The sequence below is a fragment of the Actinoallomurus sp. NBC_01490 genome, from assembly GCF_036227085.1.
Taxonomy (GTDB): domain Bacteria; phylum Actinomycetota; class Actinomycetes; order Streptosporangiales; family Streptosporangiaceae; genus Actinoallomurus; species Actinoallomurus oryzae.
The window spans coordinates 1,975,891-1,997,894 of record NZ_CP109433.1 but is presented as its reverse complement, the minus strand read 5'-3'; the positions used below and the strand labels follow the sequence as shown (position 1 = coordinate 1,997,894).

The window sequence follows — 22,004 nt, the reverse complement described above, 5'->3', positions numbered from 1 at the left end:
CAGCGGTCGCGCCGAATAACACGGCGAATCCCGCAACAGAACGCGAGACGGGCGGAAAGCCTAGAGGAGTTTTTCCTCTAGGCTTTTTGCCGTAATTTGGGGCACTTCACGGGAGGTGAAGGGTGCCTGAGGAACTCCCGGAGAGCGATCGGCGCGCGGACCGGGGCCTGCTGGCCCGGGCCCGCCGCCGTACGAAGGGGCCGGCCGGCCAGGACGGGGCCGGCTCCGATACGGCTGATGCCGAAACGCCGGAGACGGACGCGCCCGAAACCGGCGCGGCCGGAGAAGCCCATGAGGCCTCGTCCGGCACCGGCACGCCGCGCGAAAACGGTTCCGGTGCGTCCGATGACACGGGAGACGGCCGGAGCAAGCCGGGCACCGCGGCGACGGACCACGTGAAGCGCCTGGTGCTGTGGGGCCGCCGCATGTGGGACCAGCGCCAGAGGATCTCCGGCACCACCGGCACGGGCACCACCGGCGCCACGACGGGAGGCGCGCAGCCCGGCGGCCTGGCCGCCACAGGCCGGTCCGCGGCGCCCGGCGCCGCGAGCACCACCACGGTCGCCGACGGCACGGCCGCCGCGACCACCACGGCCGCTGACGGCCCGGCCTCGACCGCGGCGGCGGACCAGACCATCGCGACACTCGCTGAAGGCACGGCCGCGATCCCCGAACAGGACGGGGGGCTCGCGCGGCGGCGTAGCCGGGACGGCGAGGCGGATCCGATCACCGACATGAAGGCCCGTCAGCGCGAGGCGGGCGTGGACGAGCGGTTCCCGTTCGGGCGGCCCGGACGGCCGCTCACCCGGAACCATCCGTTCGTCTTCGGCTTCTACGGCGCGCTCGGCGTGCTCGCCGCGTACATCCTGGTCCAGGCGCTCACCAACGCCCGTTCGGTCATCATCCTGATCGTCGTCGCGCTGTTCCTGGCCGTCGGCCTCAACCCGGGCGTGGAGGCGCTCGAACGCATCGGCGTCGCACGCCGGTGGTCGGTGCTGCTGGTGTTCCTGGCGCTGGTCGGGTTCTTCGTGGCGTTCGGGTTCGCCATCGTGCCGCCCCTGTCGGAGCAGACGACCGCGATCATCCACAACCTGACCAGCGGCCACGGCTACCTCGAACAGCTGCAGAACAACCCCAAGCTGCGGGACCTGGACCAGCGCTACCATCTCCTGGACAAGGCGCGGACGGCCCTGGAGAGCAAGGACCTGGGCACCCGGGCCGCGAACGGCGTCGTCGGCGTCGGCCAGGTCGTGGTCAGTGGCGTCTTCAGCACGCTGACCGTGCTGATCCTCACGCTCTACTTCCTGACCTCGCTGCCGAACATCACCGGCTTCATGTACCGGCTGGCGCCGCGGTCGCGACGGGCGCGGGTGGCGCTGCTCGGCGACGAGATCCTCGCCCGGATCGGCGGGTACGTCGCGGGCAACCTGCTCATCTCGCTGATCGCCGGCGTGACGACGTACATCTTCCTGTTGATCGTCGGGGTGCCGTACGCGCTCGCGCTCGCGCTGCTCGTGGCGATCACCGATCTGATCCCGCTGGTCGGAGCGACGATCGGGGCGGTCTTCGTGACCGCCATATCGTTCTTCTCCGGCCTGTGGGTCGGCATCGCCACCGCGATCTTCTTCGTGATCTACCAGCAGGTCGAGAACTACGTCGTCCAACCGAGGGTCATGAAGCGGTCCGTCGACGTACAGCCCGCGGTGACGATCATCGCCGCGCTGATCGGCGGCGCGCTGCTCGGCGTGATCGGCGCGCTCCTCGCGATCCCGGCCGCCGCGGCGGTGGCGCTGATCCTGCGCGAGGTCGTGATGCCACGCCAGGAGGAGTCGTAGGGCACGCCCGCGCCGACCCGCACAGCAGGCCGGCGTGGGCGGACGGAAGCGACATCGCCCCCGGGGTGTCAGAAGCCCTTCGCGATGTCGCGTGCCCGGGCGTCGGCCGCCCGCCGCGCCTCCTCGTAGTCGCCGGCGAGCGTGGGGTGGAACGGGATCTCGCTGATGTCGGTCAGCCCTGTCCAGCGCAGCCAGTCGTTGAAGAACGTCGACTGGAAGTCGCTGCCGAATTCCGGGCCGAGCGCCGGGCCCCACACGGCGCTGGTGTAGACGACGGCGACCCGCTTACCGCGCCCCGCCAGCAGGTGGCCGTACCCGGTCGCCGGGTCGACACTGAAGATCCAGCCGGGCTGGCTCACCACGTCGACGAACTGCTTCAGCACGTACGGCACTGACGCGTTCCACATCGGCACGCTGAACAGCAGCCGGTCGGCGGCGTCGAACCGCTCGAACGTGCGTCGTGCCGCGGCCCACGCCGCGGCCTCGGAATCTTGCGGCTCGCCGCCGCCGAACACCGTCATCTTCGCCTTCGCGCCGACGGCGAAGTCCGGCAGCGTCCCGTCCCACAGGTCCCAGTGCTCCACCTCGTCGCCGGGGTGCGTCTCCCGGTACGCGTCCGTGAACACCTGTGCGATCCGCAGTGACTCCGAGGCATCGTCGCGCGGCGAGGCGGAGATGTGCAGCAGCTTTCCCATGTGTTCGCTCCGATCAACCTTCCGGACTGTAGTCCGGTTACGTTGCGCGAATATACGGACTTTAGTCCGGATACGTCAAACCCCCGCGATCATCTGTACTAGAGTCCGGTTCCATGCACCGTGTCACCGCGGCCGACCGCAGAGACCTGCCACTGCTGACGGGCGGCGCACCGCGGGAGCGAGCCGACGCGGCGCGCAACCGCACCAAGGTGCTCGCCGCCGCGGACGAGCTGTTCCGGCGCAACGGGGTGGCCGCCGTGAGCATGGACGATGTCGCCGCGGCCGCCGGCGTCGGCAAGGGCACGCTGTACCGCCGCTTCGGCGACAAGTCGGGCTTGGCGGCGGCCCTGCTCGACGCGCGCGAGTCCGAACTGCAGGCCGCGATCCTTTCCGGCCCACCGCCACTCGGCCCGGGAGCGCCCCCGGCGGACCGGCTCGCCGCGTTCGTCTCCGCCTACCTGGCCTACGTCGACGCCCACCTCGATCTCGTGGCGCTGTCACAGACCGCCAGTCCGGGCGCGCGGCTGCGCACCGGCTCTCATGGGTTCTGGCGGCAGCACTGCCGGCTGCTGCTCACCGCCGCCGGCGTTCCCGACCCGGATCTCCGCGCCGACACGCTCCTCGCCGCGCTCACCGCCGAGCAGGTCCGCCACTGGCGCCACGACGAGCGCCGTCCGCTGCCCGCGCTGATCGACGCGATCGACGCGATCGCCCGGCGCCTCGCCGTGCCGCCGTCTCCGTGACGCTCAGCGCACCGTGCGGGTCAGGGCCGCGCCGAACTCGGTGACCGCGTCGTTGAACAGCTGTGGCTGCTCGACCGCGGTGAGGTGGCCGGCCCCGGGGATCGTGATCAGTTCGGCGTTGGGCAGGGCCTCGGCCATGGTCCGGGCGTCGTCCTCGGTCATGATCACGTCCTCGGCCCCGTGCAGCACCAGGGTCGGCGCGCGGAACCCGGCGAGCGCGCCGACCGAGTCCGCGCGCGCGGCCATCGCGCGCTGCGCCCAGGCGGCGGCCTGCGGGGGCGTCGACTGCACCAGCCCCCGCACCCGGCCGTAGACCAGGGCGCGGCTGCGCATCGTCGTCGGGCCGACCAGTCGCGGCAGCAGGTCCTCCAGGAGCACGCTGACGTTCCCCTCGGCCTCAAGGCGCTCGGCGGTCCGGATGCGGCCCTCACGAGCGGCCGGGGTGTCCTCCGTGGCCTTGGTGTCGGCGAGGATGGCGCCGAGGACGCGGTCCGGATGGCGCCGGCAGAACGCGAGCGTGACGTACCCGCCCATCGACAGGCCGCCGACGATGGCGCGATCGATGTTCTTGGCGTCGAGCAGGGCCGCGACGTCGTCGGCCATGACGTCGATGGAGGGAGCGTCGCCGCCGAGGGACGAACCACCGAATCCGCGCAGGTCAGGAGTCAACACCCGGAAACGCGTCGCTAAGCCCTCCCGCTGTGCCAGCCACATGGCCGACGACAGCGGAAACGCGTGCAACAGCACCAACGGCGTCCCGCCACCGATGTCGCGGGTGTACAACTGCACGGTGCCCCTCCCCGTTCGGCGACTTCCTGGGGCAGGGGAGCCCGCCCGCGGACGACGCTCACGACCCGCCCCGGCCCGGCACGCGCCGGACCCCGCTCATCGTCACCCGTGATTCCCGTCCTGCCGATAACCGTGGCCGTGATCGGTCTTCGACGTTTAGCGCCCGCGCGGACCGGGCTCGGCGGGTCAGGCCACGGCCGGTGACGATGGCGTCGGGGATTCGTCCGTGCCTGCGGTCAGGCGTCTTTCGATCGCGGTGACGGTCAGGCACCGGACCGCGATCCCGGTCATCTCCGGCCGGGCGGACTCGCCGAACCCTGATGTCGCGTCCTCGGCGATCACCAGCCGGTAGTCACGGGCGCCGGCGTCGTAGATCGTCGCCCGCGGGCAGTTGGGGTAGTTGCAGCCGGCCACGACCAGCGTGTCCACGCCGAGATCATCGAGATGCCGCCGCAGCGGGGTCTGGTAGAAGGCGCTCCACCTCGGCTTGTAGATGACATGCTCCCCGTCGGCGAGCGGTTGGGCCGCGCCCGACAGCAACCGGCCGGGGTCCAGGGATGGGGCGCTCGCCGGGGACAGGCCGTCGGCCAGGCGCGAGCCCGGCGAGTGCGGGGCGACCAGGCGGGTGCCCGAGGCGATGAGCGACCGGCGGCAGATGTCGGCGTTGCCGCCGTCGGGCAGGTACAGCCGGACCATGTGCACGATGGGCCGGCGGGCGTCCCGGAACGCGCGCACGAGCCTGGCCACCGCCGGGACGATCTGTTCGGTGCCGGGCACCGCGTGCGGGCCGGAGACGAAGTCGGCCTGCATGTCGATCGTCAGCAGGGCGGCGCGGGCGAACCGCGGCCGGGTGTGCTCATCACCGGGAACCGGTGCGTGGGAAGGAGCTTTCTCGATCACCTTGCGGACGTTACGGCGCGGCGGCCGGGCCCTCTTGTACGTCGTTGCGCGCCCGTCCGGCACGGGCGAACTGCCCGGGGGTGGCGGCGAACGTCCGTCGGAAATGGCGATGCAGGTGAGCCTGGTCGTAAAAGCCGCTGTCGGCGGCGGCCCGGGCGACGCTGTGGCCGGCGGTCAGCAGCTGCTGGGCATGCCGCAGCCGCAGCGCCAGCAGGTATCCGTGCGGGGTCACCCCGGTCACGGCGCGGAACGCCCGAAGCAGCGTGAAGCGCGGCATCCCGGCCACCTCGGAAAGTTCGGCCAGGCTGGGCGTGCGCCCGATGTCGGCGTTCAGATACGCCCGGATCCTGCCGATCGCGGCCGGCCAGGAGGCCTTGGACGGCTGGGGCGGCCCGCACGCCGCGTGCCGGGCCAGCACCAGCGTCAGTACCTGATGAAGCCGCTCGCAGGCCATCAAGGGCGAGGTGCCCGGCTCGCCCAGCATCCGGTGCACCCGGACGAGACGGGCGGCCAACTCCGGATCCCGCGGGGTCGCGGCCGGGAACGTCGGCCTGCGCCCCGCGATCTCGGCCAGCAGACCAGGAGGCACATAGAAGACCCGGTAATCCCATCCCTGCGGCGCGGCGGGCCGCCCGGCATGGATGACCTCGGCGTCCAGCAGCAGCAGACTCCCGGCGCCCGCGCGCTCGTCCGCACCCCGGTAGCGCACTGCCTCCGCGCCGCGGTCGATGACCGCGATGGCGTACTCGCTGTGCGCGTGCGGCACGAAATGGTGCGTCCGGAAGGACGCCGTCACCAATCGCACATCGCCGGCCCCGGGCGCGTACCGATGCCGGACACGGTCCGCCCCGGATCGCTCACCGCTCACCGCCGGAGCCTAGGGGACCTCGGTGGGCAGCGGATACGCCTCGGGCACCACGCGTTTCACGATCTCGTTCAGCACGATCCGGACGTACGGCTCGCCGACCCACAGGTGTTTGGCGCCGTCGACGCCCACCACCTCGGCCTGGGGCACCCGCTTGAACCTCTCCCGCGCCTCCGGCGGCCGCAGGTAGTCGTCACGCTCGGGCACCAGCGCGACCAGCGGGCGGCCGAACTCCGCCCACGCGTCCAGGTCGGCGTCGGTGGCGCGGTGCAGCGGCGGCGACAGCAGGATCGCCCCCTCCACGAGCGGGTCGCGGCCCCACCGCAGCGCCAGCTCGGTGCCGAACGACCAGCCGAGCAGCCAGGTGCGCGGCAGGTCGTGGTACTCCGCCCACTCCAGGGCCGCCGCGACGTCGTACCGCTCGGCCTCGCCCTCGCCGAACTCCCCCTCGCTCGTCCCGCGGTCGCTGGTCGTCCCGCGCGTGTTGAACCGCAGGACGGCCAGACCGGCGAGCGCGGGCAGCCGGTACGACGCCTTGCGCAGCACGTGGCTGTCCATCATGCCCTCGGCGGTCGGCAGCGGGTGCAGGCAGATGAGCGTCGCGACGGGCGGCCGGTCCTCCGGCACCGCGAGCTCACCGACCAGTTTCAGCCCGTCGGCGGTCTGCAGTTCGATGTCCGTACGGCGCGCGGGCAGCACCGTACTCGCCCGGATGTCCGGCATCACTGTCCTCTCAGTAGCGCGGGCCGCGGCCGGACCGCTGGGTCTTGGGTGTGCGGTGCAGCCGGTGTTCCCAGCAGGGCCGGTGCCAGTGGCGCCGGTCCTCCGGGCCGCCGCCCTCGGCGGGCCACGCGACGACGTGCCCGACGCCCGGCGGGATCTCCTGGTCGCAGCCGGGGCAGCGGTAGGTCTTGGCGGCACCGGCCGCGGGCCGGACGATCCAGTCGCCGTCGGGCCCCTCTTCGATCCGCTGCGGACCGCCGAACGCGCCACGCCCGGTTTCCCGTGGCATGTCGCGTGTGCGGCGGTTTTTGCGCGGACTCATGCCGATCAGGGTACGGGCTGTGCCGGACACGCCCGTGAGAGGCCGCCCGGAGTCCGTCGCCCGGCGCGCGGCACCGGGGTCGCTCAGCGGAAGGTCGCCCCGGCCGTACGGAGCCGGTCCAGCAGCGGAGCGGGCGCGAAGGCGGGCTCGCGGTACTCCGTGTACAGCGCGCGCAGCACCTCGACGGCCCGGTCGAGCCCGATGCGGTCGAGGTCGGCGATCGGGCCGATCGGGTACCCGCAGCCGTGGGTCATCGCGGCGTCGATCGCGTCCGCGTCGGCGTACCCGGACTCCAGCATCCGGACGGCGTCGTTGAGGTACGGCACGCGCAGCGCGTCGACGATGAAGCCGGCCCGGTCCGCGGAGCGTACGGGACGCTTGCCGAGCCGGGTGAGGTACGCGGCGGCCCGCTCGGCGACGCCGGGGTCGGTCAGGACGGTGCTCACCAGCTCGGCGAGCCCGCCCTCGGGGTCCGGCAGGTGCAGACCCACGACGTCCTGCGGCCGGTCGGTGGCCATGGCCAGCTCGATGACCGGTACGGTCGCGCCGGTGGTGGCCAGCACCGCGCCCTCGCGCGCCACGTCGTCGACGGCGGCGAGCAGCGACCGCTTGACCGCGGTGTCCTCGGCCACGGCCTCGACGATCAGATCGCGGTCGGCGAGCAGCGACAGGTCGGTGCCGGCGGTGACCTCCTCACCGACGGCGTCCCGTACGGCGCGTGCCTTGTCCTCGTCGCCCGCGACGAAGCGGACGTCCGCCCCGGCGCGTACGGCGGCCTGGATCACGGCGACGGCGAGCGGCCCGGACCCGGCGACGCCGACGCTGGGCACGCCCTCCGTCTCCCGTTCTTCGGCCTGCTCGGCCCCGTCGTACGTGTAGAAGCCGCGGCCGGTCTTGCGGCCGAGCAGCCCGGCGGTGACGAGGCGGCGCAGGATCGGCGCGGGCGCGTGCCGCCGGTCGCGGGTCTCGCGGTAGATCGCCTCGCAGACCTCCAGCGACACGTCGAGGCCGATGAGGTCCATGAGTGTGAGCGGTCCCATCGGCAGGCCCGTGCTCGTCATCGCGGCGTCGATGTCCTCACGCGTGGCGTACCCGGCCTCGTACATCCCGGCGGCCTGGTTGAGATAGCCGAACAGCAGCCGGTTCGCGATGAACCCGGCCCGGTCGCCGACGGTGACGGCGACCTTGCCGAGGCCGCCGACCAGCTCCTGTACGGCCGTGAGCGCCTCGGGCCGGGTGAGGACGGTGTGGATCACCTCGACCAGCTTCATGACCGGCGCGGGGTTGAAGAAGTGCACGCCGACGATCTGCTCGGGCCGGCCGGTGGCCGCCGCGATCTCGGTGACCGACAGCGAGGAGGTGTTGGTGGCGAGCACCGCGTCGGGGCGGCACACCTTGTCGAGCTCCTCGAACACCCGGCGCTTGAGGTCCAGCCGCTCGGGCACCGCCTCGATGACCAGGTCGCACTCGGCGAGTACGGCGAAGGAGGTGCCGAGCTCGATCCGGCCGAGGATCGCCTCCTTGTCCTCCTCCGACAGCCGGCCCCGGCGTATGGCACGGCCGGTCGACCTCTCCAGGTGGTCGCGGCCACGCTGGAGCGCGTCGTCGTTCACCTCGACCCCGACGACGGAGTGGCCGCCGCGTGCCAGCACCTCGACGATGCCCGCGCCCATCGTGCCCAGCCCGACGACTCCCACCCTGCTCACCGATGCGCTCATGCTCCGCAGTCTGGCACGCCCGCCGATCGGCCCGGCGCGGTGGTCGCCGGGCGCGCGGCCGGGCACCCGGCCGCCGGAGGGGTGGGGCCGGCCGATGTCTCTCAGTCGTCGCCCTTTCCGTCGTACTGACGGCAGTCGCCGGTGAACACGGTGGCGAGTTCGGTGGTGATGACGGAGGCGGCGAGTTCGGCCGTGGGAACCCCGTTCACGTCATGGGGGTCGCGGTAGACCTGCGTCGCCAGTCCTTCGATCATGGCGGCGATACGGACGGCAGCGGGCCCGGGGTCCAGGCGCGGCAGGACCTCCCCGCATTCCTTGCCGTTGTGGATGGCCTGGGCGATGTCGCTACGCAACGCCTGCGCGGTCGCGAGATCGACCTCGGCGAGGGCCGGGACGTCGATGGCACGTCCGGCGAATGCCCGGACGACCCGGAACTCGGTCCGGCGGGCCCGATCCAGCGGGAGATACTCGGCCACCGCCTTGGCCAGGACCCATGAGATGGGCCGCCGGTGTTCGACGCCGGTCTGGATCCGCTGGTCGACTCTGACCCGGATCTGCGCGCTGACAGCCATATGGTTATCCGCCTTCGCCCGAGAGCCGAGGACCGTGCGATGAACGCCGATCGTCTGCGGCGTGCCGCCACGAGCGTCACAGCCCTGCTGTTCGCCCTGCTTTGCCTGCTGGTCTCCACCCCGATCGCCGAGGCCGCCGCCCAGCCCAGCCGGTACGCCGCGATCGACGCCTACGTCCGCCACCAGATGAAGGCCACGAACGCCCCCGGTCTCGCCTACGCCGTGGTCGGTCCCGGCGGCCCGATCCACCAACGGTCCTGGGGCACCGACGGACGGGGCGATCGCGTCACGGCCCAGACCCCGTTTCTGTGGGGCTCGGTCGCCAAACCCGTGACGGCGACGGCCGTGATGACCCTCGTCCAGTCCGGTCGGCTGCGCCTGGACGACCGGGTCGTCGACTATCTGCCGGACTTGCGGTTCGGCGGTACCGCGCACGCCTCCAAGATCACGATCCGCCATCTGCTCGGCCACACCAGCGGCCTGCCCTCGTCGGCCACGTCCAAGGTCACCGACTGTTTCGGCTCCGGCTGCCCCCGACCGGCGGGGCGCCTCCGCGCCTTGAACGACGTGAAGCCGCTCGGCGCTCCCGGCACCCGGTATGCCTATACCAGCGCCAACTACTTGATCCTGGCCGCGGTGGTCGAGTCGGTCACCCGGCAGCCGTTCACCGACTACCTGCGCGCCGCCGTGCTCGACCCGGCGGGCATGGACGGCGCCATCACCGATGCGGCCTCGACCGACCGTCACCACCTGTCACCAGGGCACCAGCTGCTGTGGGGCAGACCGTCCGCGACCGCCGACGGAGTCGACGACCACGGCGCCGCCTACGGCTACCTGGGCGGCGACCTGGGCGACCTGGCCGCCTTCGCCTCCCTCCAGCTCCGATCCGGCAAGACCGCCAGTGGCCGTACCCTGCTCACCACCGAGTCCGTACGGCTGATGCGCCAGCAGGGTCGGCTGCAACCCACCGGCGAGGCAACGGACTACGGGCTGGGCTGGCGCGTCGGCGGCCTGGACGCGCCACTGGACAGGGCCATCTGGCACACCGGCGCCACTCCCGGCTACTCATCCATGCTGTTCCTGCTGCCCGAGCGCGACATCGCGCTGGTCTTGCAGCAGAACCTGTACGGGATTCTCAACGACGGAGCGGTCATGCAGGTCGGTTTCGGCGCCGCCCAGTTGCTGGCAGGCGGCCACCCACCCGGTGACTCCTCCACCTCCGGCTACTACCTGACCGTCTGGGGCGCCACCGCGTCGGCCCTGGCGCTGATGGTCGCCGCCGGACGCTCGGCCCTGCTGCTCCGCCGGCCGGCGGTCCTCGCCTCCCGGCGTCGCCGGATCACCCTGGCCACGGCCTGGAGCCTGGCGGGCGCCTTGCCACTGATCGCCTTCGCGCTGCTGGTCAGCCGCACCGGTCTTCGCCCGTTGATGACCTGGCTACCCGATGCCTTCATCGCCGTGTGCGTCGCGGCCACCGCCGGAGCCGTCACCATCACCCTCCGCCTCATCCTGGCGCGCCGCACCACCCACACGCACCGGAGGTCATCGACGACGACCCGGTACGACGACGTCAGCTCCTCGCCGACCTGACCCTGTCGCGGTCGCCGGCCGGATGGCGGCGCTGCGCGGCTTCGTCCGCTGTGCCACCGCGTACGCCCTCGGCCGGGCCGCGGGTCCGATCCGGATTCGGCCGAGGGCCTGAGGGGTGGGCGCCGGACCACTAAGGTGGGCGACCGTGCGTCTCGTCATCGCCCGTTGCAGCGTCGACTATGTCGGCAAGCTCACCGCCCACCTGCCCATGGCCCCGCGGCTGGTCCTCATCAAGGCCGACGGGTCCGTCTCGGTCCACGCCGACGACCGGGCGTACAAGCCGCTCAACTGGATGAACCCTCCCTGCACCCTCAAGGAAGAGGAGGGCAAGTGGACGGTCACGCACGGCAAGTCCGGTGAGCAGCTCATCCTGACGATCGAGGAGATCCTGCACGACTCCAGCCACGAGCTGGGCATCGACCCGGGGCTGCAGAAGGACGGCGTCGAGGCCCACCTGCAAGAACTGCTCGCCGAGCACATCACGACGCTGGGCGACGGATGGAAGCTGATCCGCCGGGAGTACCCCACCGCGATCGGCCCGGTCGACATCCTGTGCCGCGACGAGGCGAACGCCACGGTCGCCATCGAGATCAAGCGCCGCGGCGAGATCGACGGCGTCGAGCAGCTGACCCGCTACCTCGAACTGCTCAACCGCGACCCGCTCCTGGCCCCGGTCCGCGGCGTGTTCGCCGCCCAGGAGATCAAGCCGCAGGCGCGCGTGCTGGCCGAGGACCGCGGCATCGGCTGCGTGACCCTCGACTACGACGCCCTGCGCGGCATCGAGCGCGACGACACCCTGTTCTGACCCGGGGCCCTATGCCGTGAGATCGGCCGCGTGGTCGCGGGCCCACTGGGCGAACGTACGGGCGGGCCGTCCGGTGACCGCTTCGGCGGTCGGCATCGAAGACCAGCCGGACGCGCCGCTCGGCGGTGCCGCCTCGGGTTCGATCTCCCGGCCTCCGTAGTCGCGGAAGCCGAGCAGGAAGTCGGCGTTCGCCGCGGCGAACCCGCCCATCTTCCGGTAGATCTCCCGCGCCTCCTCCCGGCCGACCCGTTCGAAACGGACGTCCCGGCCGACGGCGGCGGCGATCGCGGCGACCTGCTCACGCCGGGTGATCCACTCCGGCCCGAGGAGCGTGTACGCGGCGCCGGCGTGGCCGTCGTGGAGCAGCGCTCGCACGGCGACGTCGGCGATGTCCCGCTCGTGCACCGGTATCCCGCCCTGGTCGGGATACGGATCGCGGACGACGTCCTCCGCGCGGATCGACTCGCCCCACAGCCAGAGCCGGTTCAGCATGAACTCACCGGCCCGCACGTGAGTCCACTCCAATCCGGAGTCCTCCACGGCCCGCTCCACCGGCAGGTGGAAGTCCGTGTCCAGGCCGGCGGTCACCGCGCCCGAGGACAGCACCACGATCCGCCGTACGCCCGCCCGCTTCGCCCGGTCGACCACCTCCCCGGCGGTCTCGGGGTGCGGGAACAGGTACAGGCGCTCGACGTCCGTCAGCGGCCCGGCCAGTGTCGCGGGGTCGGCGAGATCTCCGTAGCCGGCCTCGACGCCCGCGGGGAACCCGGCCGTCTCCGGCCGCCGGGTGATCACTCGTACCCGCTCACCGGCCTCCACGAGTTGCTCGACCACGATCCGCCCGACGTTGCCGGTCGCCCCTGTCACCAGGATCGTCACGGTTCACTCCATTCTCGTATGCCCTACGGGAATATTAACCGTACGGCATACGAGAAAGTAGGATCAAGCCATGACGGTGGAGCGCAGCGGCGGTGGCGACCCGGAGCGGACGCTGGCGCTGCTGTGGCGCGACCATGCCGCCGGGCGGGCGGACGGCAGGCCGGCCCGCGGACGCCGCCCCAAGCTCACCGTCGACCGGATCGTCCGCGCCGCCCTGACGGTGGCGGACCGCGAGGGCCTGGCGGCGATGTCGATGGTCCGGGTCGCGGAAGAGGCCGGCGCCGGCACCATGTCGCTCTACACGTACGTGCCGGGCAAGGCCGAGCTGATCGACCTGATGGTCGACGCGGTGCTCGCCGAACGCGACCTCCCCGGCCCGGACGACCCACGGCCGGGGGGCTGGCGGGAGCAGATCGAGCTGTACGCGGAGCGCACGCGCGCGGCGTACCGGCGCCACCCCTGGCTACGGGAGATCTCCACCGTGCGGCCACCGCTCGGCCCCGGCCTGATGGCACAGCAGGAGTACCTGCTGTCCGCGCTGTCCGGGATCGGCCTGTCGCCCCGGCAGATCACGGCGGCGGCGGGGACGGTCGTCACCTTCGTCCACGCGGCCGCGGCGACCGAGGCGGAGTACGAGCAGGCGGAGCGGGCGACCGGAGAGTCGGCGGACGCCTGGTGGGCGGCGCGCGGGTCGTTCTGGGAGGACTACTTCGACATGACCCGGCATCCGACCATCGCGAGGCTCTGGCGCGAGGGCGGCTTCGACGCCGGCACCTCGGGCGCGAACGCCGAGGCGTACGAGTTCGGCCTCCAGCGGCTGCTGGCCGGCATCCAGACGGCCGTGGAGCGGGCCCGATCCACGCCTTGGGGCACCGTCTGACGCCGCGCGGCAAAGCTGTCACGACGTGTCAGGTACCCCCGGCAGGATCGCCACCATGACAAAGCACGCAACCGGGACCTTCGTCCTCGACGTCTTCGACGCCGACGAGCCGTACGACGTCCACCAGGAGACCAAGATCGCACGGGTGCACGTCGAGAAGACCTTCAGCGGCGATCTCACCGGCACCAGCACGGCCGAACTGCTCACGGTGGCCACCGGCGAGACGCCCCGCGCGTACGTGGCGATCGAGCGGTTCGAGGGATCTCTGGACGGCCGCAGCGGAGGATTCGTACTCCAGCACAACGCCGGCGGGGAAAACGGCGAACCCTGGCTCTCCTGGAAGATCACCGAAGGCACGGGCACCGGCGACCTGGCGGGCATCACCGGCGAGGGCCAGATCATCATCGGCCCCGACGGCGGCCACTCCTACACTCTCGACTACACGATCGCCTGACCCGGCCCGGCGGGTAGCCTGCGGGGCATGCCGCAGGCTACCGAGGTCCGGACGAGGATCGTGAACGCCGCCGAAGAGTGCTTCGCGCGTTACGGCGTCGCCAAGACCACGGTCGAGGACATCGCGGCGTCCGCCGGGCTCTCGCGCGCCACCGTCTACCGCAGCTTCGCGGGCGGGCGGGACGAGGTGATCCTGGCCGTCGTCCTGCGCGACCTGCGGCGTTTCCTCGACCGGCTGTCGGGGCGGCTGCGCCATGAGCGGTCGGTGCCGGACGCGATCGTCGAAGGGGTCGTGGACGCCGTCGCGTTCGTCCGCGGTGAGCCGCACGTCGCCGCGCTGCTGGCGCCCGACGCGGCCGGGCACACCCAGGCCGCGGTCGTCGGCGGCGCCGAGCGCCTGCTACACCTGTGCTCCGACTACGTACGGCCGTACTTCGGCGCCGCTCAGCGGGCGGGAACCCTCCGGGCGGACATCACCGTTGAAGGAGCGGTGGAGTTCCTTTTCCGCATCATCTCCTCGATGATCGTCATGCCGCGCGAGGATGAGCCCCGCGAGTTCCTCCGCACCTACGTCGTCCCCGCCCTCGCAGAGAGAGAGCAAGCAAGAGCAGCAAAGCTGAAGAGTTCACCGTTGACTTCCTCCCCCTCGTGAACGAGGGGGATTCCTACGGCTCGCGCCGCAGGGTTTCCTGTTTCAGTGCCGACAGTCCCGACCGGGAGGAGCCCCGTTGAGGTCTTACACCGGCTCCACAGGCCGACACCGCCAGCCCGGCGGCCAGAAGGTTCTTCGCCGCGTTCACGTCCCGGTCATGGGTCGTGCCGCAGCCGCACGTCCAGGAACGGACGTTGAGGGCCATCGCCTCGGCCACGGTTCCGCAGGCCGAGCACAGTTTGGAGGAGGGGAACCAACGGTCGACCACGATCACCTCGCGGCCATACCAGGTCGCCTTGTACTCCAACATTTGCCGGAACTCGCTCCACGCGGCATCGGCGATGGCGCGGGCCAGTGCGTGATTCTTCAGCATGTTCTCAACGGTCAGATCCTCGATCACGACCACTTGGTTATCGCGGACGAGTCGAGTGGTGAGCTTGTGCAGCGTGTCATGACGCCGGTCGGTGATCCGTGCGTGGATCCGGGCGACCTTACGCCGGGCCTTGGCCCGGTTGGAACCATCCCCTTTGGCTTTGCGGGACAGTTCCCGCTGTGCCTTGGCCAGGCGCTTGCGGTCCCGGCGTTCGTGCCGGGGGTTGGTGATCTTCTCGCCGGTGGACAGGGTCAGCAGATGTACCAGCCCGGCATCGACCCCGACCGCGTCACCACCGGCCGGGAGTGGCTGCACGTCGGGGTCTTCGCACAGCAGGGACACGAACCAGCGCCCCGCCGCATCCTGAGACACCGTCACCGTCGACGGCTTCACGCCGTGCGGGAGAGGCCGGGACCAGACGATGTTCAACGGTTCGGTCATCTTGGCGAGGGTGAGTCTTCCCTCACCGAACCGGAACCCGCTGGCGGTGTACTCCGCGGACTTACGGGATTTCTTCTTCGCCTTGAACCGTGGGTACCTGGCCCGTCCGGCGAAGAAGTGCGTGAACGCGGTCTGCAGATGCCGCAGCACCTGCTGAAGCGGAACGCTGGACACCTCATTGAGGAACGCGAGTTCCTCGGTCTTCTTCCACACCGTCAGCATCGCGGAGGTGGTGTTGTAGCCGACGTGTTCCCGCCGCGACTTCCAGGCGTCGGTGCGGGCCGCCAGCGCCAGGTTGTAGACCTTCCTCACGCACCCGAACGTGCGCGACAGCTCCGCTGCCTGCGCATCGGTGGGATAGAAGCGGTACTTGAAAGCACGCTTCACACGGGGGGTGGTCACAGTCCGCAAACTACCGTGTCAGTGTGTGACCGTCTGTGGGTTTTCCGGCACTGGATGCCGGATCGCCGTGACGGCGATCCGGCTACCCATGCACTGCTCCGCAAGGCGCCGATTCCTCCCCGCCCCAAACGGCGGGGTCTCCTCGGAGGATTCAAATGAGCAACGTCACCGCCCTGCGGTCCTCCGTGCGGCCCAGCCCCGTCTTCCTGTTCGTCCTCGGCCTGTTCGCCCTGTCCGGGCTGGCCGTGTGGCGCTACGGCACGGATGTGGGGCAGTCGGCCCGGATCCTGCTGTTCGTGTTCGTGGTCTCCGGCTGGATCGTGTCCCTGTGCCTGCACGAGTTCGGGCACGCGTTCTTCGCCTGGCGTTCGGGCGACCGCAGCATGGCCGCCAAGGGGTACCTCACGCTCAACCCGCTGAAGTACACGGACATGGCGCTGAGCTTCCTGCTGCCGGTGCTGTTCCTGCTGCTCGGCGGCATCGGCCTGCCCGGCGGCGCGGTCTACATCAACCGGGGCGCGATCCGCGGCCGGCTGCGGCACAGCCTGATCTCGGCGGCCGGCCCGCTCGCCAACCTCGCCTTCGCGATCGTCCTGGGCGTCGTGCTGACGCAGCTCGCGACGAGCCTGGACCACGCCCTGTTCTGGAGCGCCCTGGCGTTCCTGGCTTTCTTGCAGGTCACCGCCGCGGTGCTCAACCTCCTGCCGGTGCCGGGGCTGGACGGCTTCGGCATCGTCGAGCCGTACCTGCCGCGCTCGTGGGTGGCCCAGGCCAACCGGGTCGGGGGCTACGCGTTCATCGCCCTGATGGCGCTGCTGTGGATCGGCCCGATCAACCGCGGGTTCTTCTCGATCATCTACCACCTGACCGACCTGTTCGGCATCAACACCGACCTCACCACGGTCGGCCACGCCCTGTTCCAGTTCTGGCAGAAGGTCGGCCTGGGCTGATCATGTGAGCCGGGCCGCGCGTGTCCGTCGTTCGGTGGACACGGGAATGACCGGATCGCCGATCGCGTGAGGCGCCGGCCGCCGCGACGCTGTCGGTATGAACGAAACGGCGGTGCGCGTACGCGGCCTGCGCAAGCGCTACGGCGACGTCGACGCGGTGAACGGCGTCGACCTGGACATTCCCCGTGGTGAGGTGTTCGCCCTGCTCGGGCCGAACGGGGCGGGCAAGAGCACGACGGTCGAGATCCTCGAGGGACACCGGCGGCGGACCGACGGGGAGGTCGCGGTGCTCGGCACCGACCCCGGGCGGCCCACGCGGCGCTGGCGGGCCCGCATCGGCATCGTGTCGCAGACCTCCGACGAGCGGCCCCAGCTCACCGTACGGGAGGCGGTGCGGCACTTCGCCGGCTACTACCCGGCCCCGCGCGATCCCGACGAGGTGATCGAGGCCGTCGGGCTGACCGAGAAGGCCGGGGCGCGCCTGTCGCAGCTTTCCGGTGGGCAGCGCCGGCGGGTCGACGTCGCGCTCGGCATCATCGGCGGCCCGGAGCTGGTCTTCCTGGACGAACCGACGACCGGCTTCGACCCGGACGCGCGGCGGCGATTCTGGAAGCTGATCGAGAGCCTGGCGGGCGACGGCACGACGATCCTGCTGACCACCCACTACCTGGACGAGGCCGAGGCCCTCGCGGACCGGGTCGGCGTCATCGCGCGCGGACGGCTCGTCGAGGTCGCCACGCCGCGGGAGCTGGGCGGCCGGTCCGCGGCGAAGGCCCGCGTGAGCTGGACCGGCCCCGAAGGGCCGCAGACGCTCGAGACCCACTCCCCCACCCAGGTCGTGGCCGAGCTGAGCTACAAGTTCGACGGCGAGGTCCCGGGGCTGACGGTCACCCGGCCCACCCTCGAGGACATCTACCTCACCATGATCGGAGCGGACCGATGACCACCCAGGTGATGCCGTCCGCGCTGCGGATCGGGCTCTCGCGCGGCGCGCTGGAGTTGAGGACCTTCATCCGTGAGCGGGAGGCGGCGGCCTTCACCTTCGCGATGCCGATCGTCCTCATGCTCATCTTCGGCACGATCTTCAAGGGCCGGGTCGACGGCACGAACGTCGACTTCCGGCAGTACTTCGCCGCCGGGATCATCGCAAGTGGCATCGCGTCCACCACGTTCATCAGTCTCGGCGTCGGTATCGCCCAGGAGCGCGACGACGGCACGCTGAAGCGCCTGTACGGCACTCCCATGCCGCCGTCCGCGTACTTCATCGGCAAGACGATCACGGCGCTGGTGCTGTCGTTGGCCGAGACGGTGATCCTCTTCCTGCTCGGCAACCTGATGTTCGGGCTGAAGCCGCCGAGCACGCCCGAGCGCTGGCTCACCTTCGCCTGGGTCTTCGTGGCGGGCGTGACCGTCTGCACCCTGCTCGGCGTCGCGGTCAGCAGCGTGCCGCGCTCGGGCCGGGGCGCCGCGGCGGTGCTCAACGTGCCCTACCTCGTGCTGCAGTTCCTCTCCGGCGTGTACTTCACCTTCACCGACCTGCCGAAGGGCGTGCAGGAGGCCGGCGCGGTGTTCCCGCTGAAGTGGATCTGCCAGGGCCTGCGGTCGGCGCTGCTGCCCGACACCCTGCTGCCGGCCGAGCCCGCGCACTCGTGGGAGCACGGCAGGACCGCCCTGGTCCTGGCGGCCTGGGGTATAGCAGGCTTCGTCCTGTGCCTGACGACCTTCCGCTGGAAACGACGCGACGACGGATGAGCGAGGACAACGCGTGGGAGCTGGGGCTCGGACGCTGGGAGAGCTACTTCGCCCTGGTCCTGGTCTCCACCGTCACCTACGTGACATCGGAGAACGACCTGTGGCCCACGGGGACGGTCGCAGGCGTTCTCCTTCTCGCCATGGCCCCCTGGTACCTGCTCGTCGGGCGGCGGCTGCTCGGGATGGAACGGAGCGGGCCGCTCCCCTATGTGTACGTCTTCGGCCTGATCGCGCTGTCCTCCGCCGCGTCGCTGGCCGCGCCGGAGAGCGCGCTGATCCTGTTCGCGCTCTGCCCGCAGTGCTACATGATCGCCGAGTGGTGGCTGGCGTGCCTGGGGATGGTGCTGCTCAACGTCGCCCCGGCCGCGCGGTTCCTGCGCGGCTCGCACACTGTCGGCTCGATCATGTCGTTCCTGATCTGGACCGTCGTGAGCATCGCGTTCTCGGTGTTCTTCGGGCTCTGGGTGGAGCGCATCATCCACCAGAGCCGCGAACGCCGGGAGCTGATCGAGCAGCTGGAGGCGACCCGTGCGGAGCTGGCCGAGGTGAGCCGGGAGGCCGGGGCCATGGCCGAACGCGAACGCCTCACCGCCGAGATCCACGACACGCTCGCGCAGGGCTTCACCAGCATCCTGATGCTGTTGCAGGCGGCCGAGCCGCGCATCGGCTCCGATCCCGCGGAGGCACGGCGGCAGCTCGGCCTGGCCGTCCGTACCGCGCGGGAGAACCTCGCCGAGGCCCGCGCCCTCGTGGCCGCCGTGCCGCCCGCCGCTCTCGGCGACTCATCGCTGGACGAGGCCGTACGCCGGCTGTCGGACCGCCTGGGAGAGGAACTGGACGTGGACACCGAGTGCGTCGTCTCCGGCGAGCCGCGCCGGCTGGCCGCCCGGACGGAGGTGGTCCTGCTGCGCACCGCGCAGGAGGGGCTGGCGAACGTCCGCAAGCACGCCAAGGCGGGTCGCGTGGAGATCGCGCTCGACTACGGCGAGACGGCGGTGCGCCTGGAGGTACGCGACGACGGCCGGGGCTTCGACCCGGCGGCGGCGAGCGGCTTCGGCCTGCGCGGCATGCGTGATCGCGCCGGCCAGGTCGGCGGCACCCTTAAGATCGCCAGTCGGCCCGGCGAGGGCACGTCGATCATCGTGGAGGTACCGGCGTGATCAGGATCCTGCTGGTGGACGACCACCCGGTCGTACGCGAGGGGCTGCGCGGCATGCTCGCGGCCGAGGACGACCTGGAGGTGGTGGCCGAGGCGGGCGGCGCCGCCGAGGCGGTCGCGGCGGTGCGCGCGCACGAGCCCGACGTCGTGCTGATGGACCTGCGCATGCCCGGCGGCGACGGCGTCGAGGCGACCTCGCGCGTGCTCGCCCAGCGGCCGGAGACCCGGGTCGTGGTGCTGACGACGTACGACACCGACGCGGACATCCTGCGCGCCGTCGAGGCGGGCGCTGCGGGCTACCTGCTCAAGGACGCGTCGCGGGCCGAGCTGGCCCAGGCGATCCGCGCGGCGGCGCGGGGCGAGACCGTGCTGGCGCCGTCGGTCGCGGCCAAGCTCGTGTCCCGCATGCGCTCGCCGGTGGAGCTGTCGCGGCGCGAGATCGAGGTGCTGCGGCTGGTCGCCCGCGGCCGTACGAACGCCGAGATCGGACGCGAGCTGCTGATCAGCGAGGCGACGGTCAAGACCCATCTCCTGCGGACGTTCGGCAAGCTGGACGTCTCCGACCGTACGGCCGCGGTCACCGCCGCACTCGAACGCGGCATCTTGCCCCCTCCCGGCGGCTGAGCCACGACCGGCAAGGCGGCCGGCGAGGCACGCGGAAAAGTTTTCGCCCTTTGACTTGCCTACCGGGAAAGTGAAGCGTTAACTTTCCTAGTAGGCAAGTCAAAGGAAAGGGGATCGCCATGAACCACATCGAGGACGCCCAGGCCGGACTCGAGGAGATCGCCAGGCGCCGCAACCAGGTCATCGACGGCGCGACGCGCGGTCGGCACCGCGGCTGGGACGCCGCCGGCATGGTCGTGATGCTCGCCGGCTTCGCGACACTGGATCTTCCCGGCCCCCTGGCCGTGCAACTGGGCCTCTTCTTCGTCGCCGTGGTCGCCGCCCTGACCTGCTTCACCCGTGCCGGTCGGCGCGCCAAGGCGGTCATGCACCGGTCCCAGCTGACCGGCCGGTTCTGGGCCGTCCTCGGCGGCGTCGCGGCCGTCAGCGGCGCCCTCGCCCTCGGCGGGCTCTGGCTGGTCGAGCGGATCGACGTACCGATGGGGCACACCCTGATCGGCGTGCTGATCATCGCCTACATCGCGGTCGTCCAGCCGGTGTACCGGACGTTGCTGCACCGGAGGGCGGCGTGACCACCCCGGCGGGCTTCGACGAACTGATCCATCCGCCGACGCGGCTGAGCCTGATGGCGCTGCTCTCGGCGACCGAGTGGGCCGAGTTCGGCTTCCTCAAGGAAAGCCTCGAACTCTCCGACTCCGCGCTCTCCAAACAGGTCTCCACCCTCGCCGAGGCCGGGTACGCCGAGGTTCGCAAGGAGGGCGCCGGCCGGCGACGGCGCACCCTGGTCACCCTGACCCCACGAGGCCGTACGGCCTTCGAGGGCCACGTCGAGGCCCTACGGCAACTGGTCGGCCGCGCGGCGCCGGCTCCCGCCGGAGATCAGTGACCGTAGTCGGGGTAGCCGTAGCCGACGACGCTGTCCGTGCCGCGGGTGCGGATCTTCACGGCGTCGTCCGTGTTCCCCTCGACCGTACGGATGGTGCCGTCGTGGTTGTCCCTGATGACCAGGCCGACGTGGTCGATGTCGCCGATGCCGCCGCCGCTCCAGGAGAAGAAGACGACCGCGCCGGGCTTGGGGACGGTCCCCCAGCGGCCCTGGTCCTTGAACCACCGGGCGTGTGACGGAGTGAAGGCGTCGCCGCCCATCCCCTTGACGCCGGCCTTGTCGCCGACCCAGGTCACGAACATGTCGCACCAGCTGGCGTTCGCGTAGTCGCCGACCGATCCGCCGTCCCGCTCCACGCCGGCACGGGCGTACGGCGAGGACATGAACCACTGGTTGAACTTGCTGCCGCCGGCGGCGTCCTCCGTGGTGCCGACCTGGGAGAGGGCGACCTTCAGCGCGTCGGCGGCGGTGGGGAGCGGGCGCTGGACCCCGACGAGCACCCCGATCACGATGGTCGCCGCCGCCACGACCGCCATGACGGCGGCGACGACGGCCGCGAGACGCCCCCGGATCGGGAGCGTGAGACGCCCGCGGAACGGGAGGCCCTCGCGGAACGGGAGCGTGAGACGCTCACGGAAGGGGATCGCTGTATATCGAGGGGAAAGGGACACGGGGGGACTCCTTGGCTTCCTGCCGCTCCGGAGCCGGCCGACGCGTGGAAGATGATCTAAGGCACGAGGGGCGCGCCGAACCGAGGACTTGCGGGAGACTTAGGGGTGTACCACAAGATTTATCGCAACGTAGCAAGACAAAAGCCCAGGTCAGAAGCCATGCGAGCGTGATCCGAGCCACATTGGCACTCCTCGCTGTTACCAGGGGGAAAAGGGTGATCGCTGGTGCCTGCGGTGCCTCGACCGCAGGGGCCGGAAACGTCCGGGCCGGGCTGTATCGGTTGCGGTAATTTACCTGCAACAGAATCCCCTTCTAGTGGGTGGT

25 protein-coding genes are annotated in these 22,004 nt (G+C 71.2%); 14 read left to right on the top strand and 11 right to left on the bottom strand.

Features of this window, described 5'->3' with window-relative positions; genetic code table 11:
• Positions 1-122: 122 nt before the first annotated feature.
• A complete protein-coding gene (locus tag OG417_RS09900) occupies positions 123-1,835 on the top strand; it encodes an AI-2E family transporter (RefSeq protein ID WP_329252987.1) in 1,713 nt (570 codons plus the stop codon).
• 68 nt (positions 1,836-1,903) lie between these two features.
• Here OG417_RS09900 and OG417_RS09895 read toward each other — a convergent pair whose 3' ends face one another.
• Positions 1,904-2,530, bottom strand: a complete 627-nt coding sequence (locus OG417_RS09895) for an FMN-dependent NADH-azoreductase (RefSeq protein ID WP_329252984.1) — start codon at positions 2,528-2,530, stop codon at positions 1,904-1,906.
• Positions 2,531-2,643: 113 nt separating this feature from the next.
• Between OG417_RS09895 and OG417_RS09890 the strand changes: the two genes are divergently transcribed.
• Positions 2,644-3,273, top strand: a complete 630-nt coding sequence (locus tag OG417_RS09890; RefSeq protein WP_329252981.1) for a TetR/AcrR family transcriptional regulator — start codon at positions 2,644-2,646, stop codon at positions 3,271-3,273.
• A 3-nt stretch (positions 3,274-3,276) separates the two neighbouring features.
• Here the strand turns inward: OG417_RS09890 and OG417_RS09885 are convergent, their stop codons facing one another.
• The 7 genes from OG417_RS09885 to OG417_RS09855 form a co-directional block, all read right to left on the bottom strand.
• Positions 3,277-4,062 (bottom strand): alpha/beta fold hydrolase, encoded by a 786-nt coding sequence (locus OG417_RS09885; RefSeq protein WP_329252977.1) that lies wholly within the window; start codon positions 4,060-4,062, stop codon positions 3,277-3,279.
• Positions 4,063-4,248: 186 nt separating this feature from the next.
• Positions 4,249-4,962, bottom strand: a complete 714-nt coding sequence (locus OG417_RS09880; protein ID WP_329252974.1) for a cysteine hydrolase family protein — start codon at positions 4,960-4,962, stop codon at positions 4,249-4,251.
• A gap of 10 nt (positions 4,963-4,972) precedes the next feature.
• Complete coding sequence (locus OG417_RS09875) at positions 4,973-5,767, bottom strand: AraC family ligand binding domain-containing protein (RefSeq protein ID WP_442875744.1); 795 nt, start codon at positions 5,765-5,767, stop codon at positions 4,973-4,975.
• A gap of 72 nt (positions 5,768-5,839) precedes the next feature.
• A complete protein-coding gene (locus OG417_RS09870) occupies positions 5,840-6,550 on the bottom strand; it encodes an alpha/beta hydrolase (RefSeq protein WP_329252968.1) in 711 nt (236 codons plus the stop codon).
• Between the two features lie 10 nt (positions 6,551-6,560).
• Positions 6,561-6,872, bottom strand: coding sequence for an ATP/GTP-binding protein (locus tag OG417_RS09865; protein ID WP_329252965.1), 312 nt, complete (start codon positions 6,870-6,872; stop codon positions 6,561-6,563).
• Between the two features lie 83 nt (positions 6,873-6,955).
• Entirely contained in the window at positions 6,956-8,590 is a 1,635-nt protein-coding gene (locus OG417_RS09860; RefSeq protein ID WP_329252962.1) for a 3-hydroxyacyl-CoA dehydrogenase, read from the bottom strand.
• Positions 8,591-8,691: 101 nt separating this feature from the next.
• Positions 8,692-9,162, bottom strand: coding sequence for a TetR family transcriptional regulator C-terminal domain-containing protein (locus OG417_RS09855; RefSeq protein ID WP_329252959.1), 471 nt, complete (start codon positions 9,160-9,162; stop codon positions 8,692-8,694).
• A gap of 39 nt (positions 9,163-9,201) precedes the next feature.
• Between OG417_RS09855 and OG417_RS09850 the strand changes: the two genes are divergently transcribed.
• Both OG417_RS09850 and nucS read left to right on the top strand, forming a co-directional pair.
• The gene (locus OG417_RS09850) at positions 9,202-10,752 is read left to right on the top strand and encodes a serine hydrolase domain-containing protein (RefSeq protein WP_329252956.1); all 1,551 of its coding nucleotides are present in this window, start codon (positions 9,202-9,204) and stop codon (positions 10,750-10,752) included.
• 145 nt (positions 10,753-10,897) lie between these two features.
• Positions 10,898-11,557, top strand: a complete 660-nt coding sequence (gene nucS, locus OG417_RS09845; protein WP_329252953.1) for an endonuclease NucS — start codon at positions 10,898-10,900, stop codon at positions 11,555-11,557.
• Between the two features lie 9 nt (positions 11,558-11,566).
• On the opposite strand, the gene OG417_RS09840 is transcribed toward nucS, so the two are convergent.
• On the bottom strand, positions 11,567-12,436 hold the full coding sequence (locus tag OG417_RS09840; RefSeq protein WP_329252950.1) for an NAD(P)H-binding protein: 870 nt from the start codon (positions 12,434-12,436) through the stop codon (positions 11,567-11,569).
• 70 nt (positions 12,437-12,506) lie between these two features.
• Between OG417_RS09840 and OG417_RS09835 the strand changes: the two genes are divergently transcribed.
• The 3 genes from OG417_RS09835 to OG417_RS09825 are packed head-to-tail and all read left to right on the top strand — an operon-like array spanning position 12,507 to position 14,421.
• Positions 12,507-13,316: a TetR/AcrR family transcriptional regulator gene (locus tag OG417_RS09835; protein WP_329252948.1), complete on the top strand. Its 810-nt coding sequence runs from the start codon at positions 12,507-12,509 to the stop codon at positions 13,314-13,316.
• A gap of 55 nt (positions 13,317-13,371) precedes the next feature.
• The gene (locus tag OG417_RS09830) at positions 13,372-13,770 is read left to right on the top strand and encodes a DUF3224 domain-containing protein (protein WP_329252945.1); all 399 of its coding nucleotides are present in this window, start codon (positions 13,372-13,374) and stop codon (positions 13,768-13,770) included.
• A 27-nt stretch (positions 13,771-13,797) separates the two neighbouring features.
• Entirely contained in the window at positions 13,798-14,421 is a 624-nt protein-coding gene (locus tag OG417_RS09825) for a TetR/AcrR family transcriptional regulator (protein WP_329252942.1), read from the top strand.
• Between the two features lie 13 nt (positions 14,422-14,434).
• Here OG417_RS09825 and OG417_RS09820 read toward each other — a convergent pair whose 3' ends face one another.
• A complete protein-coding gene (locus tag OG417_RS09820) occupies positions 14,435-15,637 on the bottom strand; it encodes an RNA-guided endonuclease InsQ/TnpB family protein (RefSeq protein WP_329252939.1) in 1,203 nt (400 codons plus the stop codon).
• A 155-nt stretch (positions 15,638-15,792) separates the two neighbouring features.
• Here OG417_RS09820 and OG417_RS09815 point away from each other — a divergent pair, with 155 nt between their 5' ends.
• The 7 genes from OG417_RS09815 to OG417_RS09785 all read left to right on the top strand — a co-directional run bounded on the left by OG417_RS09815 (position 15,793) and on the right by OG417_RS09785 (position 21,008).
• On the top strand, positions 15,793-16,587 hold the full coding sequence (locus tag OG417_RS09815) for a site-2 protease family protein (RefSeq protein ID WP_329252936.1): 795 nt from the start codon (positions 15,793-15,795) through the stop codon (positions 16,585-16,587).
• 97 nt (positions 16,588-16,684) lie between these two features.
• Positions 16,685-17,530: an ABC transporter ATP-binding protein gene (locus OG417_RS09810; protein ID WP_329252933.1), complete on the top strand. Its 846-nt coding sequence runs from the start codon at positions 16,685-16,687 to the stop codon at positions 17,528-17,530.
• The gene (locus tag OG417_RS09805) at positions 17,527-18,339 is read left to right on the top strand and encodes an ABC transporter permease (protein WP_329252930.1); all 813 of its coding nucleotides are present in this window, start codon (positions 17,527-17,529) and stop codon (positions 18,337-18,339) included. Before OG417_RS09810 ends, OG417_RS09805 begins: the two co-directional genes overlap by 4 nt.
• Positions 18,297-19,499 carry a sensor histidine kinase gene (locus tag OG417_RS09800; RefSeq protein WP_329252927.1) on the top strand — a complete coding sequence of 401 codons (1,203 nt, stop codon included), beginning with the start codon at positions 18,297-18,299 and terminating at the stop codon, positions 19,497-19,499. Before OG417_RS09805 ends, OG417_RS09800 begins: the two co-directional genes overlap by 43 nt.
• A complete protein-coding gene (locus tag OG417_RS09795; protein ID WP_329252924.1) occupies positions 19,496-20,122 on the top strand; it encodes a response regulator transcription factor in 627 nt (208 codons plus the stop codon). Before OG417_RS09800 ends, OG417_RS09795 begins: the two co-directional genes overlap by 4 nt.
• Before the next feature lie 119 nt (positions 20,123-20,241).
• Positions 20,242-20,694, top strand: coding sequence for a hypothetical protein (locus OG417_RS09790; RefSeq protein ID WP_329252921.1), 453 nt, complete (start codon positions 20,242-20,244; stop codon positions 20,692-20,694).
• Positions 20,691-21,008: a winged helix-turn-helix domain-containing protein gene (locus tag OG417_RS09785; protein WP_329252918.1), complete on the top strand. Its 318-nt coding sequence runs from the start codon at positions 20,691-20,693 to the stop codon at positions 21,006-21,008. The genes OG417_RS09790 and OG417_RS09785 overlap by 4 nt, the downstream gene beginning before the upstream one ends.
• Here the strand turns inward: OG417_RS09785 and OG417_RS09780 are convergent.
• A complete protein-coding gene (locus tag OG417_RS09780; RefSeq protein ID WP_329252915.1) occupies positions 21,002-21,679 on the bottom strand; it encodes a CHAP domain-containing protein in 678 nt (225 codons plus the stop codon). The two genes, OG417_RS09785 and OG417_RS09780, sit on opposite strands and share 7 nt — an antisense overlap.
• Positions 21,680-22,004: the final 325 nt, after the last annotated feature.